Raw genomic sequence first — 17,536 nt, 5'->3', positions numbered from 1 at the left:
CTACATCCTGAATCAAACCTTGGTAGAACATCAGGCGGTAGTTCAACGTTTACAATGGGTAAAAGAAATATTAAATGTAACCAAGCAAGAGGTGATACTGCACAAAGCCTCTGTGAGTGAAGATGTAGGTATTCTAGAAATAGGTTTAGCCCTAATCAGTGGCAGTAGCATAGTCATAGCAGGTAATAAAAACCCAACAGAATTACAGAGATTAATCTGCCAGCACCAAGTAACCATAGTTCACCTGTATCCATCAGAATTACCTACCTGGCTAAACAAAAATAACCAGGTAGGAACTTTGAAAAGTTGGCGCACCCTATTGTGTAGTGGAGAAACCCTATCAACAGAAATAGCCAACAAATTTATCCAAACCTACCCAGTGTCATTACACAACTTCTACAGTATTCCAGAAGCAGCAGGAGAGATAGCCCACTGGCAATGGTCAGAAGAAAATACTAGAAAAAACTTACCTATAGGCAACCCCGGTAGATTATCAGTTTATTTACTAGACCAACACCAAAACCCACTCCCCAAAGGAGTATCTGGAGAAATTTATGTAGGTGGTTCGAGTTTAGCCAGAGGTTATCTACAGGAACAGACATCACAGAAATTTATCGAACACCCCCAATTAGGTAGACTATTCCAAACAGGAGAGATAGGTCGTTATCACAACGAAGGTTATCTAGAAATACTCGGAGCCAAACAACGGCAGATATGGAGAAAAGGGAAACGAATAGAACTAGCAGAAATAGAAACAGCATTATTATCATTCCCCGAAGTAGAACAAGCTTATGTATTAGCTTATCAAACTTTATTAGTAGCTTATGTTGTCGTGGCCGGAGTCTGGAAGCCGAAACAATTACATTCCCAAATTCAACAGCAGTTACCTCCATACATGATGCCAGGAGCTTATGTACCCCTGTCAAGCTTGCCATTAACTCACAAAGGAAAAGTAGACGAAATAGCATTACAGCGTTTCCCAGTAATAGACGATAATGTAGTGGAACGATGGGAAACACAACTAAAGGCATTGCCAGAAATAGAAAAAGTAGCAGTGGTAGTGCAACAGAAAACAATAAATTTGCCACCATTGCATATATCAGACTTGCTGCCATCAGAAGAAATCAAACTTCCTAATAATGGTGCAACTCCCGTAGCAGAAAAGTTAGTTTCCACAACAGAATTATATACAAAATCAACATTAGGAAAGCAAGCTATCAGTGAAGGAGAAGCAATAAAGTGGTCGCTAAATGCACCGACTACTTTAGCACAAGCATTAGAACAAACAGCTCAACAGCACGGGGATACCAGTATAATATTTATTCAGTTAGAGGGGGAGGTAATAACTCAAACTTATAGTGAGTTGTGGGTAGAAGCCCAAAGAATATTAGGTGGGTTAAGGCAGTTAGGTTTGAAACCTCAAGATAAAGTAATTTTTCAGTTAGAATCAAATCAAGATTTTATCAGTGCATTTTGGGGTTGTGTGTTAGGAGGATTTGTACCAGTACCAGTATCAATACCCCCTAGTTATGAGCATTCACATAGTACCTTAACCAAACTGGAAAACACTTGGAAAATGTTAGGGAAACCTCTGGTACTTACAGATAGCAAATTAGCTCCATCTGTGAGTATGTGGTCTCAACGTATGAATTTAGGTAAGTTCGAGGTACAAATCATAGAGAAATTGCGCGACGGTGAACCAGACAGTAACTTACATATCTCTCAACCAGAGGATATAGCAATTTTACTACTAACTTCCGGCAGTACAGGGATGCCGAAGGCAGTGATGCAGAGTCATAGCAGTTTATTAAGTCGTAGTGTAGCAACAGCACAAATTAACGATTTTAGTTGTGAAGATATTTCCTTGAATTGGTTTCCTCTAGATCATGTAGGTGGAATTGTGATGTTTCATATCAGGGATGTGTATTTGGGATGTCAGCAAATTCATGTACCAACACAAGAGATATTGCAAGCACCGAGACGCTGGTTAGATTTGATGTCTCAATATCGGACAACAATTACTTGGGCACCTAACTTTGCTTACGGATTAATTATTGACCAGCTTGAACAACTGGACAAAATAGGTGACGAAAATGATCGTCCGAAATGGGATTTATCCTCTCTAAAATTTATCCTGAATGCAGGGGAAGCGATAGTTGGTAAAACTGCCAGAAAATTCTTGGAGTTATTGGCTACATACCAACTGCCAGCTCAAGCTATGCACCCTGCCTGGGGAATGTCTGAAACTTCATCAGCAGTAACCTTCTCGAATAACTTCTGGTTAGACTCAACAGATGATGCTCAGAAATTTGTAGAAGTAGGTTCTCCCATTCCAGGGTTTGCCATCCGTATTGTTGATAATCAAAACCAGATAGTCTCAGAAGAAACTAATGGACACCTGCAAGTAAAAGGCGCATCAGTGACATCAGGCTACTATCAAAATATAAAGGCAAATAAAGAAGCTTTTACAGCAGACGGTTGGTTTAACACAGGAGATTTAGGGTTTCTCAAGAACGGACGTTTGAAAATTACCGGTAGACAAAAAGACGTAATTATTATCAACGGCTTAAACTACTACAGCCATGAAATAGAATCAGCAGTAGAAGAATTAGCAGAAATAGAAGTTTCTTATACCGCAGCTTGTGCCGTCAGAGAAACTAACAGCAATACCGATAAATTAGCCATATTTTTCCATAGTGAAAAAATCGAAGATACAGAGCTTTTAGATTTATTGAAAAACATCAGAGAACAAGTAGTCAAGAGAATGGGAATTAACCCAGATTATTTAATTCCCCTAGAAAAAGAATTAATTCCCAAAACTGCTATCGGTAAGATTCAACGAACTCAACTAAGTCAAAATTTTGCGACAGGAGAATTTATTGAAATCTCAAAGCGGATAGATTTAATCGCCGAAAATAACAACACAATTCCAGATTGGTTTTATCAAAAAACATGGTGGCGAAAACAAGGAGATGCTCAACTAGAAAAATTAGCTAAAGTTGGAGTAATTTTAGTATTTGTAGATAAATTAGGATTAGGGAAAAAACTGTGTCAAAAATTAGAAACTTATTTTCAAGATTATGTACAAATAGAATTAGGAGAAACCTTCAAAAAAGTTAATGCTAATCACTACATAATGGCTCCAGATGCTAGAGAAGACTATCAACAACTATACCAATCTCTAGCAGCAGATAATCGGCAAATAGGAGCAATTATTCACCTGTGGCATTATGATAAATCTAGTCAAGACATTACTGACACAGACACTCTAGAAACAGCACAAAAAACCGGAATTTATAGCCTTTTATTTATTCTACAAACCTTTGGTAATCATCAGGAAAATTATCCAGTACGACTGCTGTATGTTGCCAATAATAGTCAGTCCCTCAATCCCAAAGAAGCCATTGCATATCAAAAAGCAACAGTACCAGGTTTGTTGAAAACTATCCCGATGGAAAACCCCCACTGGCATTGTCGGCATCTAGACTTACCACAAGACTCATTAGAAGTCAATAGCCATCGGATACTTGAGGAACTCACTATTGATGCCAAAGATTCAGAAGTAGCTTATCGAGATGGAGAGCGTTGGGTATCAGGTCTGGAGAAAATCGACCTACCTTCCTTATCCAAACAACCATTACCATTTAAAGCTGGAGGCACTTACCTTATCAGTGGCGGTTTAGGAGGAATTGGTGTTGAAATTGCTAAGTATCTCCTGGAACATTATCAGGCTAAACTATTGCTTTTAGGTCGTACACCTCTACCAGATAGCAACAGTTGGGAAACTTATTTACAGCAAGGGGGTAAACTAGCAGAGAAAATCAAAGCTTACCAACAATTACAACAACTAGGTGGTGAGGTGATTTACCAAGGGGTGGATATTTGTCATCTCACAGCAGTGGAGGAGGTAGTACAGCAAACCTTGTCTGGATGGAACACTCAACAACTGGATGGGGTGATTCATCTAGCAGGGTTGATGCAAGAGCGTTTGCTGAGGGAGGAAACACCAGAAAGTTTAGCTGAGGTGTTACGCCCTAAACTTATAGGAACTTTGGTATTACATCAATTGCCAGAATTGCAACCAAAGAGTTTGTTTATTAATTTTTCCTCTATTAATGGTTTCTTTGGTGGCACAACGGTGGGAGCTTATGCAGCAGCTAATAGTTTCTTGGATGCTTTTTCTGACTATCAACGTGAGATGAGTCAGTTACAAAGCTATTGTTTAGCTTGGAGTATGTGGGATGAAATGGGGATGAGTCGAGGTTATCAAATGAAGCAGTTAACTCAAGCTAAGGGTTATCTAGCTGTGGGATTATCTCAAGGTATGTCTTCACTATTAGCTGGTTTATGCCATGACCAACCCTATTTAATGGTGGGTTTGGATGGTAGTAATCTTAATATCAGAAGGTTGACTTCTACTTCGGATAGTCTGCAACAATTAACAGCTTACTTTACGACTAACGGTAAAGGTAAACCTAATGTGAGTGTTCTGGAGCTAATGGTACAGGATGCAGTGGGTAAACCTAGTAGTTGTGCTGTGGTGGAGTTGGCTCAAATGCCTTTGACTGAGGGTGGGGAAATTGATATAGGTTTACTTTCCCAAATTACTCTGGGTGGTTCAACTTCAGAAAGGGTAAAACCGAGGAATGAGACAGAGCGCCAAATAGCTGAAATTTGGCAGGAGGTCTTAGGGGTATCTGTGGTGGGTATCTATGATAATTTCTTTGAGTTGGGGGGCAATTCACTGTTGGCTACTCAGGTGATTTCTCGCTTACGAAAGGTTTTGTCTGTGGAGTTGCCCCTGAAAAGTCTATTTGAGAATTCTAATGTGGCAAGTCTGGCAGAGGAAATTGAAACTCTGTTCATGGTATCAAACGATATTCTCCAAAATGTAGGCGAATATTCTATTCAACAAGAAGATGAGGAAATAGGAGAATTATGAAAACTATTAAGCAGTTATTATCTGAACTTCGTACTCTAGGGGTTAAGCTTTGGGTTGAAGAAAACCGCCTACAATATAGTGCGCCAAAAGGAAAAATGACATCTAAGCTTCGTGGTGAATTAGTCGATCGCAAAGCAGAGATAATAAGCTTTTTGCTTCAAGTTAAGCAAGCTACTAATACTATTGAGATGCCCATGAAACCAGTTGAGCGAAATGGTAATTCTCTAGCATTGTCATTTGCCCAACAAAGACTATGGTTTATTGAAAAAACTGGGTTAAGTCGTAATGCTTATAATATACCATTGACTCTACATCTAACAGGTCAATTAGATGAACTAGCCTTACAAAAAAGTCTCAATCAACTCATGATTCGCCATGAAACCCTGAGAACGACATTCAGCGAAATTAACGGCACACCAGTACAAATAATTAGAGATCCATTTGAACTACAACTACCAAAACAAGACCTCAGTGGGTTAACCTCATCCCAAAAAAATTCCCAACTAAAACAATTACTCCAACAAGAAAATCAACAGCAGTTCAATCTAGAAATAGATCCACCCATACGCACCCAACTCATCAAATTAACAGTTACAGAACACCTACTGCAAGTCACATTCCATCATATAGCTTCCGATGGTTGGTCACTGACAGTATTCGCTAAAGAACTCTCAGAGTTTTACACCGCAGCAGTAAACAATCAACCAATAACTCTACCACAACTCCCGGTACAATATGCAGATTTTGCTGTATGGCAACGAAACTGGTTACAGGGTAAAACTCTAGAAACACAACTAGGTTACTGGAAGCACAAGCTCCAAGAAATTCCTCTACTGCAACTGCCCACAGACCACCCTCGACCAGCAGTCGAAACCTTCAGAGGAGCAGGTAAATCCATAAATCTATCCGCCTCTCTTACTTCAAAATTGGAAGAACTCACTCAACGGCATGGACTAACTCTATTTATGACACTGCTAGCTGGGTTCAAAGTCTTGCTGTATCGTTATAGCGGTCAAGAGAGCATTGCAGTGGGTTCGCCAATTGCCAACCGCAACCGTAGTGAAATCGAAGGGTTAATTGGATTTTTTGTCAATTCTCTCGTTTTGTATACAGATCTTCAAGGGGAACCGAGTTTCACAGAAGTTTTGAACCGAGTGCGACAGACCACTTTAGAAGCTTATGGCCATCAAGACCTCCCCTTAGAAAAACTGATAGAAGAGTTACAACCTGAGCGTTCTTTATCACACAACCCCTTATTTCAGGTAATGTTTGCCCTGCAGCAAGCAGAAGCAATGCTGCCCAACTTGAGCTTGCCTAACTTAGAAGTAGCTTCTTATCAAGGAACAGAAACTGAAATAATGGTGCGAATGGACTTGGAATTCCATCTGTGGCCAGAAGGAGATGAACTCAAAGTATGGTGTCTCTACAATCAAGATTTGTTTGAATCTGACACAATAGACCGGATGCTGTCACATTATCAAGTATTACTCTCAGCTGCAGTAGCAACTCCCGAGAAACCCATTAATAAACTGTCGCTGATGACCGAAGTAGAGCTAAATCAGATACTTGTGGAATGGAATAATACGAAAACAGATTACCCTGCCGATAAATGTATACATCAGCTATTTGAAGCTCAAGTCGAAAAAACACCTGATGCCGTAGCCGTCATCTTTGAAAACCAACAACTGACATACGCCCAGTTAAATACCAGAGCGAATCAACTAGCTCACTATTTGCAACAGCAAGGGGTAAAGCCAGAAGTATTAGTAGGCATTTGTGTGGATCGCTCTATGGAAATGGTGGTAGGCTTACTGGGAATTCTCAAAGCAGGAGCAGCTTATGTGCCCCTCGACCCCACTTATCCACAACAGCGCTTAGTTGATATTCTAGAAGACGCAGACATACATTTCCTGTTAACAGACTCTAATTCTAAATCTTGTTTGCCTCAAACAAGAATACCATTGATTTGCCTTGACCAAGACAAGGAAATCCAGACTGCTATCCCTGCCAACCACAGTTCTGCCACTGATGTTGATTCAGATAATTTAGCTTATGTAATTTATACATCTGGATCGACAGGAAAACCGAAAGGTGTTCAAATTTCTCATCAATCAGTGGTCAATTTTCTCACATCCATGAATTCTTATCTGCAGTTGAGCTGCGGAGATAGATTTAGCGCCATAACTACAATATCCTTTGATATAGCAGCTTTAGAACTCTACCTTCCTCTGATCGTTGGAGCTTCAGTCATTGTAGTTTCCCGTGAAATTGCGACGGACGGTAATCGGCTGTTGCCTCAACTACTAGAGTCAGAGGTAACTGTAATTCAAGCAACTCCCGCTACTTGGCAAATGCTGATTGCTTCAGGTCTATCAAATCATAAGTTAGTCGCAAAATTATTATGTGGTGGAGAAGCTTTACTTGCCCAGTTAGCAGATCAGTTATTAAAGATTGGCTCTGAAGTATGGAACCTTTATGGTCCTACAGAATCCACAATTTGGTCATCAATTTACAAAGTAGAAAATACCTCCGAAACAACAACAGAAGAACAAATTGTTACTCCCATTGGCTGTCCCATTGCTAATACTCAGATTTACCTCCTAAACCAGAATCAACAACCTGTCCCAATTGGAGTACCAGGGGAATTGCATATTGGTGGTGTAGGTTTAGCCCGGGGTTACCTCAATCGACAAGAATTAACCCAAGAAAAATTCATTCCTCATCCATTTAGTCAAAACCCTGATACTCGCCTCTATAAGACAGGAGATTTAGCCCGCTATTTACCAGATGGAAATATTGAATTCTTAGGTCGCATAGACCACCAAGTTAAGATTCGAGGTTTTAGGATTGAAACAGGAGAAATTGAAGTAACTCTCAATCAAAATCCGGTGGTTAAAGAATCAGTCGTTCTGGCACGGAAAGATAACCTTGGCGATAAGCGATTGGTTGCCTACATTGTTCCCAAAATCTACACAAATACCATTGTTCAATCAGAACTGGTCGATACGCAAGTCAGCCATTGGGAAGATATCTTCGATCAACAAATAGACTCAAACCTCAGCCAAATCACAGATCCGCTGTTCAATACCGAGGTATGGGTGAACAGCTACGATCATCAACCCATCCCAGAAACCCAAATGCGTATTTGGGCAAAAGATATTGTGAGCCAAGTCCTCGCCCTTGCTCCTCAAAAAGTATGGGAAATTGGTTGTGGCACAGGAATGCTGCTATTTCAGTTCGCCCCAAACATACAGAGCTATTATGGTACAGATATCTCCAATACCTCCCTTGATTACATCCGACAGCAAATAGAGCGAGAACCACAGAAGTATTCCCATATTACTCTGGCGCAGAAGCAAGCAGACGATATGGCGGGAGTAGCTGATAACAGCTTTGATGTGGTCCTGCTCAATTCAATAGCCCAGTATTTTCCTAGTATTGATTACCTCTCAGAGGTGATTGAGAATAGCATTCGGGTAGTCAAACCAGGAGGTACAATTGTCCTGGGAGATATCCGCAGTTTGCCATTAATGAGAGCATTTCATACTTCTATCCAACTGTATAAAGCTACTCCATCCCTGTCTTTACAACAACTAAGGCAACAGATAGAACGACAAATCCAGCAGGAGAAAGAATTGCTGTTGTCTCCAAAGCTATTTATTGCTATCAAAAACCAATACCCAGAAATCACTCACATACAGATACGTTTAGAGAGGGGAAGGGAGTCAAACGAACTGAATAAATATCGCTATAGTGTGCTGTTGCACATTGAGGTAGAACCAACATCAGTTATCAAAGCACCAGTAGAGAAGGGTACTGGTATGTCAATTCAAGACATAGAAGCATACTTAAAGGACAAGCAGCCAGAATCAATCTGCTTTAGTTGTTTAGCTAATGACCGAGTGGGGAATGATGTTCAGGCTGTGGAGTTGCTATCAAGGACAGAAGAAATTAAAAATGTCCAGCAGTTAAGACAAAAGTTACAGGAACAACCTATAAATGGGATTAATCCAGAACAACTCCATGAAATCGGTGCTTCTTTGGGGTATGAACTAGAGTTGTGTTGGTCTGCACAAGGGAATGAAGGATGTTTTGATGCGGTATTTGTGCGTTCCGAGTTAGCAGCAGAGGGGATAGTATTAACACCCCTAACTGAACAATCACTTGTAGGGAGTAACTGGCATGGTTATGGCAATAATCCCCTGGCTTCCCAACAGGCAACCCAAGTAATACCAAAGTTAAAGGAATTTCTCTTGGAGCGATTGCCAGAATATATGGTGCCGAGTGGATTTGTGGTACTACCACAACTGCCCCTAACTCCCAACGGCAAAATAGACCGTAAAGCTTTGCCAACACCAGACAATAGGCGACAGGAAAATCTAACCTATATAGCACCACGGCATCCAGTAGAAAAGGTCTTAGTGTGGTTGTGGCAGCAATTGCTATCCATCGATCAAATCGGGGTAGAAGATAACTTTTTCAATTTGGGTGGTCATTCCTTGAAAGCGACTCAAATGGTGTCGAGGCTAAACCAGTTGTTCCCGATCCAGTGGTCTGTGAATGCAGTGTTTGAAAACCCTACTCCAGGCAGTTTAGCTATTAAGCTACTAGAAGAAAAACGGGTATTAGCACAAATGGCACAAATAGAACAATTGTGCCAAAAACTAGAAGCATCCAAAAATTTGTCTGTGGCAGATATACCAAATTTGGTAGCAGCAGAAGGTATCGCTGGTGATGAAACTCTGTCCCTAAAACCACGGTTGAAACCAGGGGAACCCTCTCCATTATCATTTGCTCAACAAAGACTGTGGTTTATCGATCAAATGGGCTTGGTAGGAAATGCTTACAATTCACCCATGAACCTACGATTATTGGGAGAACTTAACCTCAAAGCATTGCACCAGAGTCTTAATCAGCTAATCATTCGCCACGAAATCCTACGCACTGCTATTCAAGAAGTAGATGGACAGCCACTTCAGTCGATCCAACCTCTACAGGAAATTCCGTTACCTGTAGTAGATTTAACATCTCTGGACGCAACCAAACAGGCACATACAGCACAACAATTGCTCATAGAAGAGAATGGGTGCTTGTTTGCCCTTGACCAAGGACTGATGATGCGAGCAAAATTGCTCAAACTTGGGGAAACAGAGCATTATCTGCTACTTACATTTCATCATATTGCTTTTGATGGTTGGTCAATGGAAGTGTTTGCAAGGGAACTATCAGCTTTGTACAGAGGATTTGTAGCAGGAGAGTCCTCTCAGTTACCCGAGTTATCAATACAGTATGCAGACTTTGCCCTGTGGCAGCGGAACTGGTTACAAGGCGAAGTATTGGAAAATCAACTAACTTATTGGAAACAACAGCTAGCAGAACTACCCCTTTTACAATTGCCCACGGATTATTCACGACCGCCAGTAGAAACTTTCTCAGCTCAAGGATACCCATTTAAGATTAGCACTAAAGTGCGGGCAGCTCTAGAGCTAATCAACCAAAAACATGGGACTACAATGTTTATGACTCTGCTAGCAGCTTTCCAAGTGTTATTGTATCGTTACAGTGGTCAGGAACGGATTGCTGTGGGTTCGCCGATCGCTAACCGCAACCTCAGTGAAATAGAGGGGTTGTGCGGTATTTTTGTCAATACTTTGGTACTTTGTAGCGGTCTCGGTGGTAATCCCACGTTTACTGAACTATTAAAGAGAGTACGCCAGACGGCTTTAGGAGCTTATGCTCATCAAGATATGCCGTTTGAAAAATTGGTCGAAGAGTTGCAGCCAGTGCGAGATATGAGTCGCAACCCGCTGTTCCAAGTCATGTTTGTCTTTCAGCAACAAGAGGCGATCGCACCTAAATTTGCTTTAACTGATTTGGAGGTTACTCAGCTACAGTTGGGAGAGCTAACAGTGAGGTCAGATTTGGAGTTACATTTGTGGTCTCAAGGAGAAGAACTACAAGGTTACTGTATCTATAAAGATGACCTATTTGCTCCAGAAACAATGGAGCGAATGATGGGTCATTTCCAGAAATTGCTGGAGGAAATTGTAATTAATCCCGAACAAACCATTTCCTCCCTCCCCCTATTATCAGAAAACGAACTTCACCAGTTGTTGATTGAATGGAATGATACTGCTAGTGCATATCCTTCAGATAAGTGTATCCATCAGTTATTTGAAGAACAAGTAGAACGCACTCCCGATGCAGTGGCGATAATATTTGAACAAGAAAAATTAACCTATCGACAATTGAATGAGCAAGCTAATAAGTTAGCCTACTACTTGCAAAGTAAAGGAGTCGGAGTAGAAATGCCTGTAGGGATATGTGTGGAGCGTTCCCTAGAAATGGTGGTGGGAGTATTGGCAATCCTCAAAGCGGGAGGTGCTTATGTACCACTAGATTCAAGTTATCCAGCACAAAGATTGGCTTATATGCTAGAAAATGCTGCTGTGCAGGTGTTAGTAACAACTCAGTCTCTTTTGGGGTATCTACCAGAGCATCAAGCACAGGTGGTTTGTTTGGATAAGGATTGGGAAAAGATTGCTTGCTATCCTCATCAAAATCCTGTGAGTGGGGTTAAATCCGAAAACCTGGCTTATGTGATTTATACTTCTGGTTCCACAGGGAAACCCAAGGGCGTTATTGTTCCACACAAACCGGCGATCAACCTAATTCATTGGGTCAATAAAACCTTTCAAGTCGGACAAAATGACCGTCTTTTGTTTGTTACCCCTTTATCTTTTGACCTATCAGTATATGATATTTTTGGAATCTTAGCGGTAGGCGGTTCGATTTATATTGCTTCTCAATTAGAACGCCAAGAACCTCAAAAACTTTTACAGCTATTGTCTGAGCAGAAAATTACCTTTTGGGATTCAGCACCAGCAGCTTTCGAGCAAATTGTACCCTTCCTGCAATTTCAAAACTCTGTCAATACCAGCTTAAGGTTAATTTTCTTAAGTGGTGATTGGATTCCTGTAACCCTGCCAGATATAATCAAACAAGCCTTCCCAAATGCTCAAGCGATCGCTTTAGGAGGAGCCACAGAAGCAACTGTTTGGTCAAATTACTACGTCATTGAACAAGTCCCTCCAGAATGGGTAAGCATTCCCTATGGTAAACCGATCCAGAATGCACAGTATTATATCCTCAATGAATCTTTGAATCCCTGTCCAATTGGGGTGGTTGGTAACCTATACATTGGTGGAGAATGTCTGGCTTCTGGGTATCTCAATAATCCCGAAAAAACGGCAAGCAGCTTTATAGAAAATCCGCTCCCAGATTCTCAGCTAAAAAAAATCAGTTCAAAACTATATAAAACTGGGGATTTAGCACGATATTTACCCGATGGAAATATGGAATTTCTGGGTCGGGTTGATAACCAGGTAAAGATTCGGGGATTTCGCATTGAACTTGAAGAAATTGAATTTGTTCTGAGTACTCATCCTCAAATACAACGAGCCATAGTCATGGTTTGGGAAGACAACCCCCGTGACAAACGACTGATTGCTTATTTAGTTAGTAACAACTCGTCATTGAGTAACACTGAGTTGCAGTCCTATTTGCAGCAGAAATTACCCGAGTATATGGTGCCATCGGTCTTTGTTTTCTTAGATGCCCTACCCTTAACTCCTAACGGTAAACTTGACCGTAAAGCTTTACCTGCACCGGAGGAAGGCTTTACCTCTTCATCCGAATATCTGCTACCTCAAACTCCTACTCAAGAAATTATTGCTAACATCTTTGCCAGTGTTTTAGAAGTAACCCAAGTAGGAATCTCTGACAATTTCTTTGAACTTGGGGGTCACTCCTTATTGGCAACTCAACTTATTTCTCGTATCCGACAATCTTTTAAAGTTGAAATATCTATACGTACCTTGTTTGAGTCTCCCACTGTTACTCAATTAGAGCATAGCATCAACCAATTAAGTCAAACAGATACCACACTTCCAACCTCAGTAATTAAAGCTGTTCTTCGTGATGGACAATCCTTCCCTCTATCTTCGGCACAGGAGCGACTCTGGTTCCTCGATCGATTGCAAACAGGAAATCCTACTTACAATATCCCAGGAGCATTCCGCATCACAGGTAATCTCAACGTATCTGCTTTACAATTCGCTTTGAATGAAATGGTACGTCGCCATGAAATCCTACGGACTACATTCTCATTTGTTAATGGTCAGCCCCTACAAAATATTCAACCAGAGATAGACTTCCCACTCAAAATTAAAAATTGGCAACACCAACCCGATAGTCAAAAGGAAGCAGCAGCTCTAGAATATGCGCAACAGGAAGCTCGAGTGCCTTTCAATCTAGCCACAGCTCCACTACTGCGTGTAACTTTGTTGCAATTAACCTCTGAGAAATCCCTGTTAGTAGTTATCCTGCACCATATCATCTCCGATGGTTGGTCTTTAGGAATTTTCTTTGAAGAATTATCAATTCTCTACCAAGCTTATACTCAAGGTAAATTCTCTGCCTTGCCAGCAGTAACAATTCAATATGTTGACTTTACCTTGTGGCAGCGTCAATGGTTGACTGAAATGGTTGTGAACAATCAAATACAATACTGGCAGAATCAGTTAGCAGATGCTCCTTTCTTCTTACAGTTGCCAACTGACCATGTAAGGCAGCCAGTACAAACCTACTCAGGTAAAATTCAAACCTTTACAATTAGCAAGGAAGTAACAGAAAAATTACAAAAGCTAAGTGATAATTATAATACTACTTTGTTTATGACTCTGTTAGCGGTATTTGCGATTTTATTGCATCGCTACAGCGGTCAGGAAGATATTCTCATTGGCTCGCCGATCGCTAATCGCAATCGTGTAGAACTTGAATCACTGCTGGGCTGTTTTCTCAATACCATAGTATTGAGAACGTCCTTAGAAAATAACCTCAGTTTTGCTGAATTACTCTCTCAAGTCAGAGAAGTTACTCTAGAAGCTTATGCTCATCAAGATATTCCCTTTGAACAAGTAATAGAAGCTCTGCAGCCAGAACGCAATCTCAGTTACTCACCTTTGTTTCAAGTGATGTTTGTGCTGCAAAATATACCGATTAAATCGTTGCAACTAGATGATTTAACCTGGGAACAGTTGTCGCTAGAAACATCAACTTCAAGGTTTGATTTAACTCTCATAATGGAAGAGACTGAAACTGGACTTGTGGCTAATTGGGAGTACAACACAGATCTTTTTGATAACCAAACTATTGTGCGGATGGCGGGTCATTTCCAAACCTTATTAGAAGCTGTTGTAGCTAATCCCGAACAGAAAGTCGATCGCCTACCTTTATTAACGGCAGCAGAAGAACATCAGTTGCTAGTGGAATGGAACAATACAACTACAGACTATCCAGCAGACCAATGTATTCATCAGTTATTTGAAAAGCAAGTTGAGTGCAATCCTGATGCAGTTGCTGTGGTATTTAAAGAAGAACAATTAACTTACCGCCAATTAAATCAGAAAGCTAATCAATTAGCCTACTATCTACAAAGTTTGGGTGTACAACCAGAAGTTCGGGTGGGTATTTGTGTAGAGCGTTCCATTGAAATGATAGTGGGAGTATTAGGAATATTCAAAGCTGGAGGAGCATATGTACCCCTTGACTCCAGTTATCCGGTAGAACGATTAGCCTATATGTTAGAAGATGCTGCGATATCAGTGTTACTAACACAGCAAAGTTTGGTCTCATCTCTGCCTCTACCCGACCATTTAACCCAAGTGGTTTGTTTAGATAGGGATTGGTCATCGATCGTTCAACAAAATCAGGAAAATCCCTTGAACAAGCTAATATCAGATAATTTAGCTTATATGATTTATACCTCTGGCTCTACCGGCAGACCGAAAGGGGTAGCTGTTCGCCATCAACCAGTTGTTAATTTGATTGACTGGGTTAACCACACCTTTCAAGTGGGAGACAAAGATCGGCTTTTATTTATTACTTCCCTTTCTTTTGATTTGTCAGTCTATGATATTTTTGGAATATTAGGTGCAGGAGGTTCTATACATATTGCTTCCGAATCAGAAAAAGCAGATCCCCAGGAATTGTGGGAGATACTCAATCATAAATCAATTACTTTTTGGGATTCAGCTCCAGCAGCTTTTGAACAATTAGTGCCTTTGTTGGAAATTGATAAATCTGCTAGTTCTAAACTCCGACTGGTCTTTTTCAGCGGTGACTGGATACCTCTGAGTTTAGCCAATAGCGTTAAACAAGCTTTTCCTGATGCTCAACTGATTAGTTTGGGAGGAGCTACAGAAGCAACAATTTGGTCAAATTACTATGTGATTGAACAAGTAAATTCAGATTGGGTGAGTATTCCCTACGGAAAACCGATCCAGAATGCCAAATATTTTATTCTAGACAAGAATTTACAGCCTTCTCCTATTAGGATTCCAGGAATGCTCTACATTGGAGGTAAGTGTTTAGCTTCTGAATATGCTAACGATCCTGTGAAAACGGCTCAACATTTCCTGCCCGATCCTTTTACTGATGAGCCAGGAAGTCGGCTGTACAAAACTGGAGATTTAGCTCGATACTTCCCTGATGGTAATATAGAGTTTCTCGGTCGTACTGATAACCAAGTCAAAATTCGAGGCTTCCGCATCGAATTAGGTGAAATCCAAGCCATTCTGAATAGCTATCCCCAAATCCAACAAACTGTAGTGATTTGTCGAGAAGATACTCCGGAAAATAAACGTCTAGTTGCCTATTTTGTAAGTGAAGAAACATTCCTTGATATCAGCAATCTGCGCCAATTTTTACAAGATAAACTGCCAGAATATATGGTGCCATCGGCTTTTGTCAAGTTAGATACTATACCCCTAACTTCTAATGGCAAGGTTGACCGCAAAGCTTTACCAAAACCAGATCGAGAATTAATTCAAACAGGAGAATTTGTTGCTCCTCGCACTCCAGCAGAAAATACTTTAGCTTCGATTTGGCAAGATATTCTTAACATCCAACAAGTGAGCATTCACGACAACTTCTTTGAGTTAGGAGGAGATTCTATTATTAGTATTCAAGTGGTAACTCGCGCTCAACAAGCTGGAATGAAAATTACTGTTCAACAAGTCTTGCAGTATCAAACAATCGCTGGATTGGCTGCCGTTTCTGAGACCACAATCCAAGTTTTTGAGCAACAGGGTTTAGTTACTGGGGAAGTAGCTCTGACTCCCATCCAGTATTGGTTCTTTGAACAAAATCTACCTCAAGCGCACCACTTTAATCAATCTTTCCTCCTCAAAGTTTCTCCTCAAATCAAACCCGATTTGTTATCAATGGCGGTAGGGGAATTATTAAGCCATCATGATGCTCTACGCCTGCGCTTTTTTGTCAACGACAAAGTTTGGCAACAAATTAATCAGGGTTTGGAAGAAAGTATCCCCTTCGAGATAATCAATTTGTCATCCGTATCTCAAGACCAACAAAAAACTGTTCTAGAGCAGGCGATCGATGAGCAACAGCAGAGCTTGAATCTTTCCCAAGGACCTTTAATACGAGTTGTGCTATTTAACTTAGGTGATCGCACAGAAGCTCGTTTACTCTTGATTGTTCATCACTTAGCTATTGATGGTATCTCATGGCGGATTTTGCTGGAAGATTTATTTACAGCCTATCAACAACTAGAAGGAGGGGAAGAGATACAACTTCCTCCTAAAACTACAGCTTTTCAAGATTGGTCGATGCGTCTTTTGGACTACAGTCAATCAGAAGTTATGCAGCAGGAATTGGATTATTGGTTACATCATTCTGAGTCAAAAATTACTCACTTACCCGTAGACTATGCAGACGAGAAAACAAATAACACTGTAGGCAATACAAATTATGTTTCTGTGAAACTTAGTGTGGAAGAGACAATAGCTCTTTTGCAAGAAGTACCCTCTGCCTACAATACCCAAATTAACGACGTACTCTTAACTGCTTTGGTACAATGCTTAACTGAGTGGATAGGAGAATCAAGTATACTCATCGATCTAGAAGGACATGGACGAGAACAACTCTTTGTCGATGTGGATTTATCGCGTACAGTTGGCTGGTTTACCAGTCTGTTCCCTGTGAGGTTACAAAAGTTAGCCAACAATCATCCTGGGGAAAACCTGAAATCTATCAAAGAACAATTGCGAGCAATTCCTAATCACGGTATTGGCTATGGCATTTTACGTTATCTCAGTACCCACAGAGAAATTCGTTCTCAAATAAGAGCAACTTCACAAGCAGAAGTGAGTTTTAACTACTTGGGTCAATTTAACCATCGTCAGTCTCAAGAAGGAAGTTGGCAATTTGCTTCTGAATCAATGGGTTTCACCCAAAGTCCTCAAGGTCATCGTCTCTATTTATTAGATATAAATGCCTTGGTTGTAGAAGGTCAATTAGGAATTAATTGGATTTACAGTAGTTGTATCCATCAGCGTTCTACAATAGAGTCTATCGCCCAGAAATATGTAGAGAATTTACAGACATTGATTGCTCACTGTCAATCTCCCAATACAGGAGGATATACTCCTTCAGATTTTTCTGATATCGAGTTAACTCAAGATAAACTTGACCAAATTTTAACAGAAATCGATTTAGCGGACATCTAAAATC

Annotated in this window: 2 protein-coding genes; both read left to right on the top strand. The window is 40.6% G+C overall.

The features are described from left to right. The first annotated feature begins 19 nt into the window (after positions 1-19). The gene (locus F6J99_RS14010) at positions 20-4,942 is read left to right on the top strand and encodes an SDR family NAD(P)-dependent oxidoreductase (RefSeq protein WP_293113447.1); all 4,923 of its coding nucleotides are present in this window, start codon (positions 20-22) and stop codon (positions 4,940-4,942) included. Next, a complete protein-coding gene (locus tag F6J99_RS14005; RefSeq protein ID WP_293113446.1) occupies positions 4,939-17,532 on the top strand; it encodes a non-ribosomal peptide synthetase in 12,594 nt (4,197 codons plus the stop codon). Before F6J99_RS14010 ends, F6J99_RS14005 begins: the two co-directional genes overlap by 4 nt. Positions 17,533-17,536: the final 4 nt, after the last annotated feature.

The organism is Moorena sp. SIO4G3, assembly GCF_010692305.1.
In the GTDB taxonomy this organism is placed as follows: Bacteria; Cyanobacteriota; Cyanobacteriia; order Cyanobacteriales; family Coleofasciculaceae; genus Moorena; species Moorena producens_A.
This window is presented reverse-complemented; position numbering and strand designations above follow the sequence as displayed.

Bases quoted from the DNA above. Each gene is read 5' to 3' on its own strand.
- F6J99_RS14005 (WP_293113446.1), top strand. From the start codon at position 4,939: ATGAAAACTATTAAGCAGTTATTATCTGAACTTCGTACTCTAGGGGTT.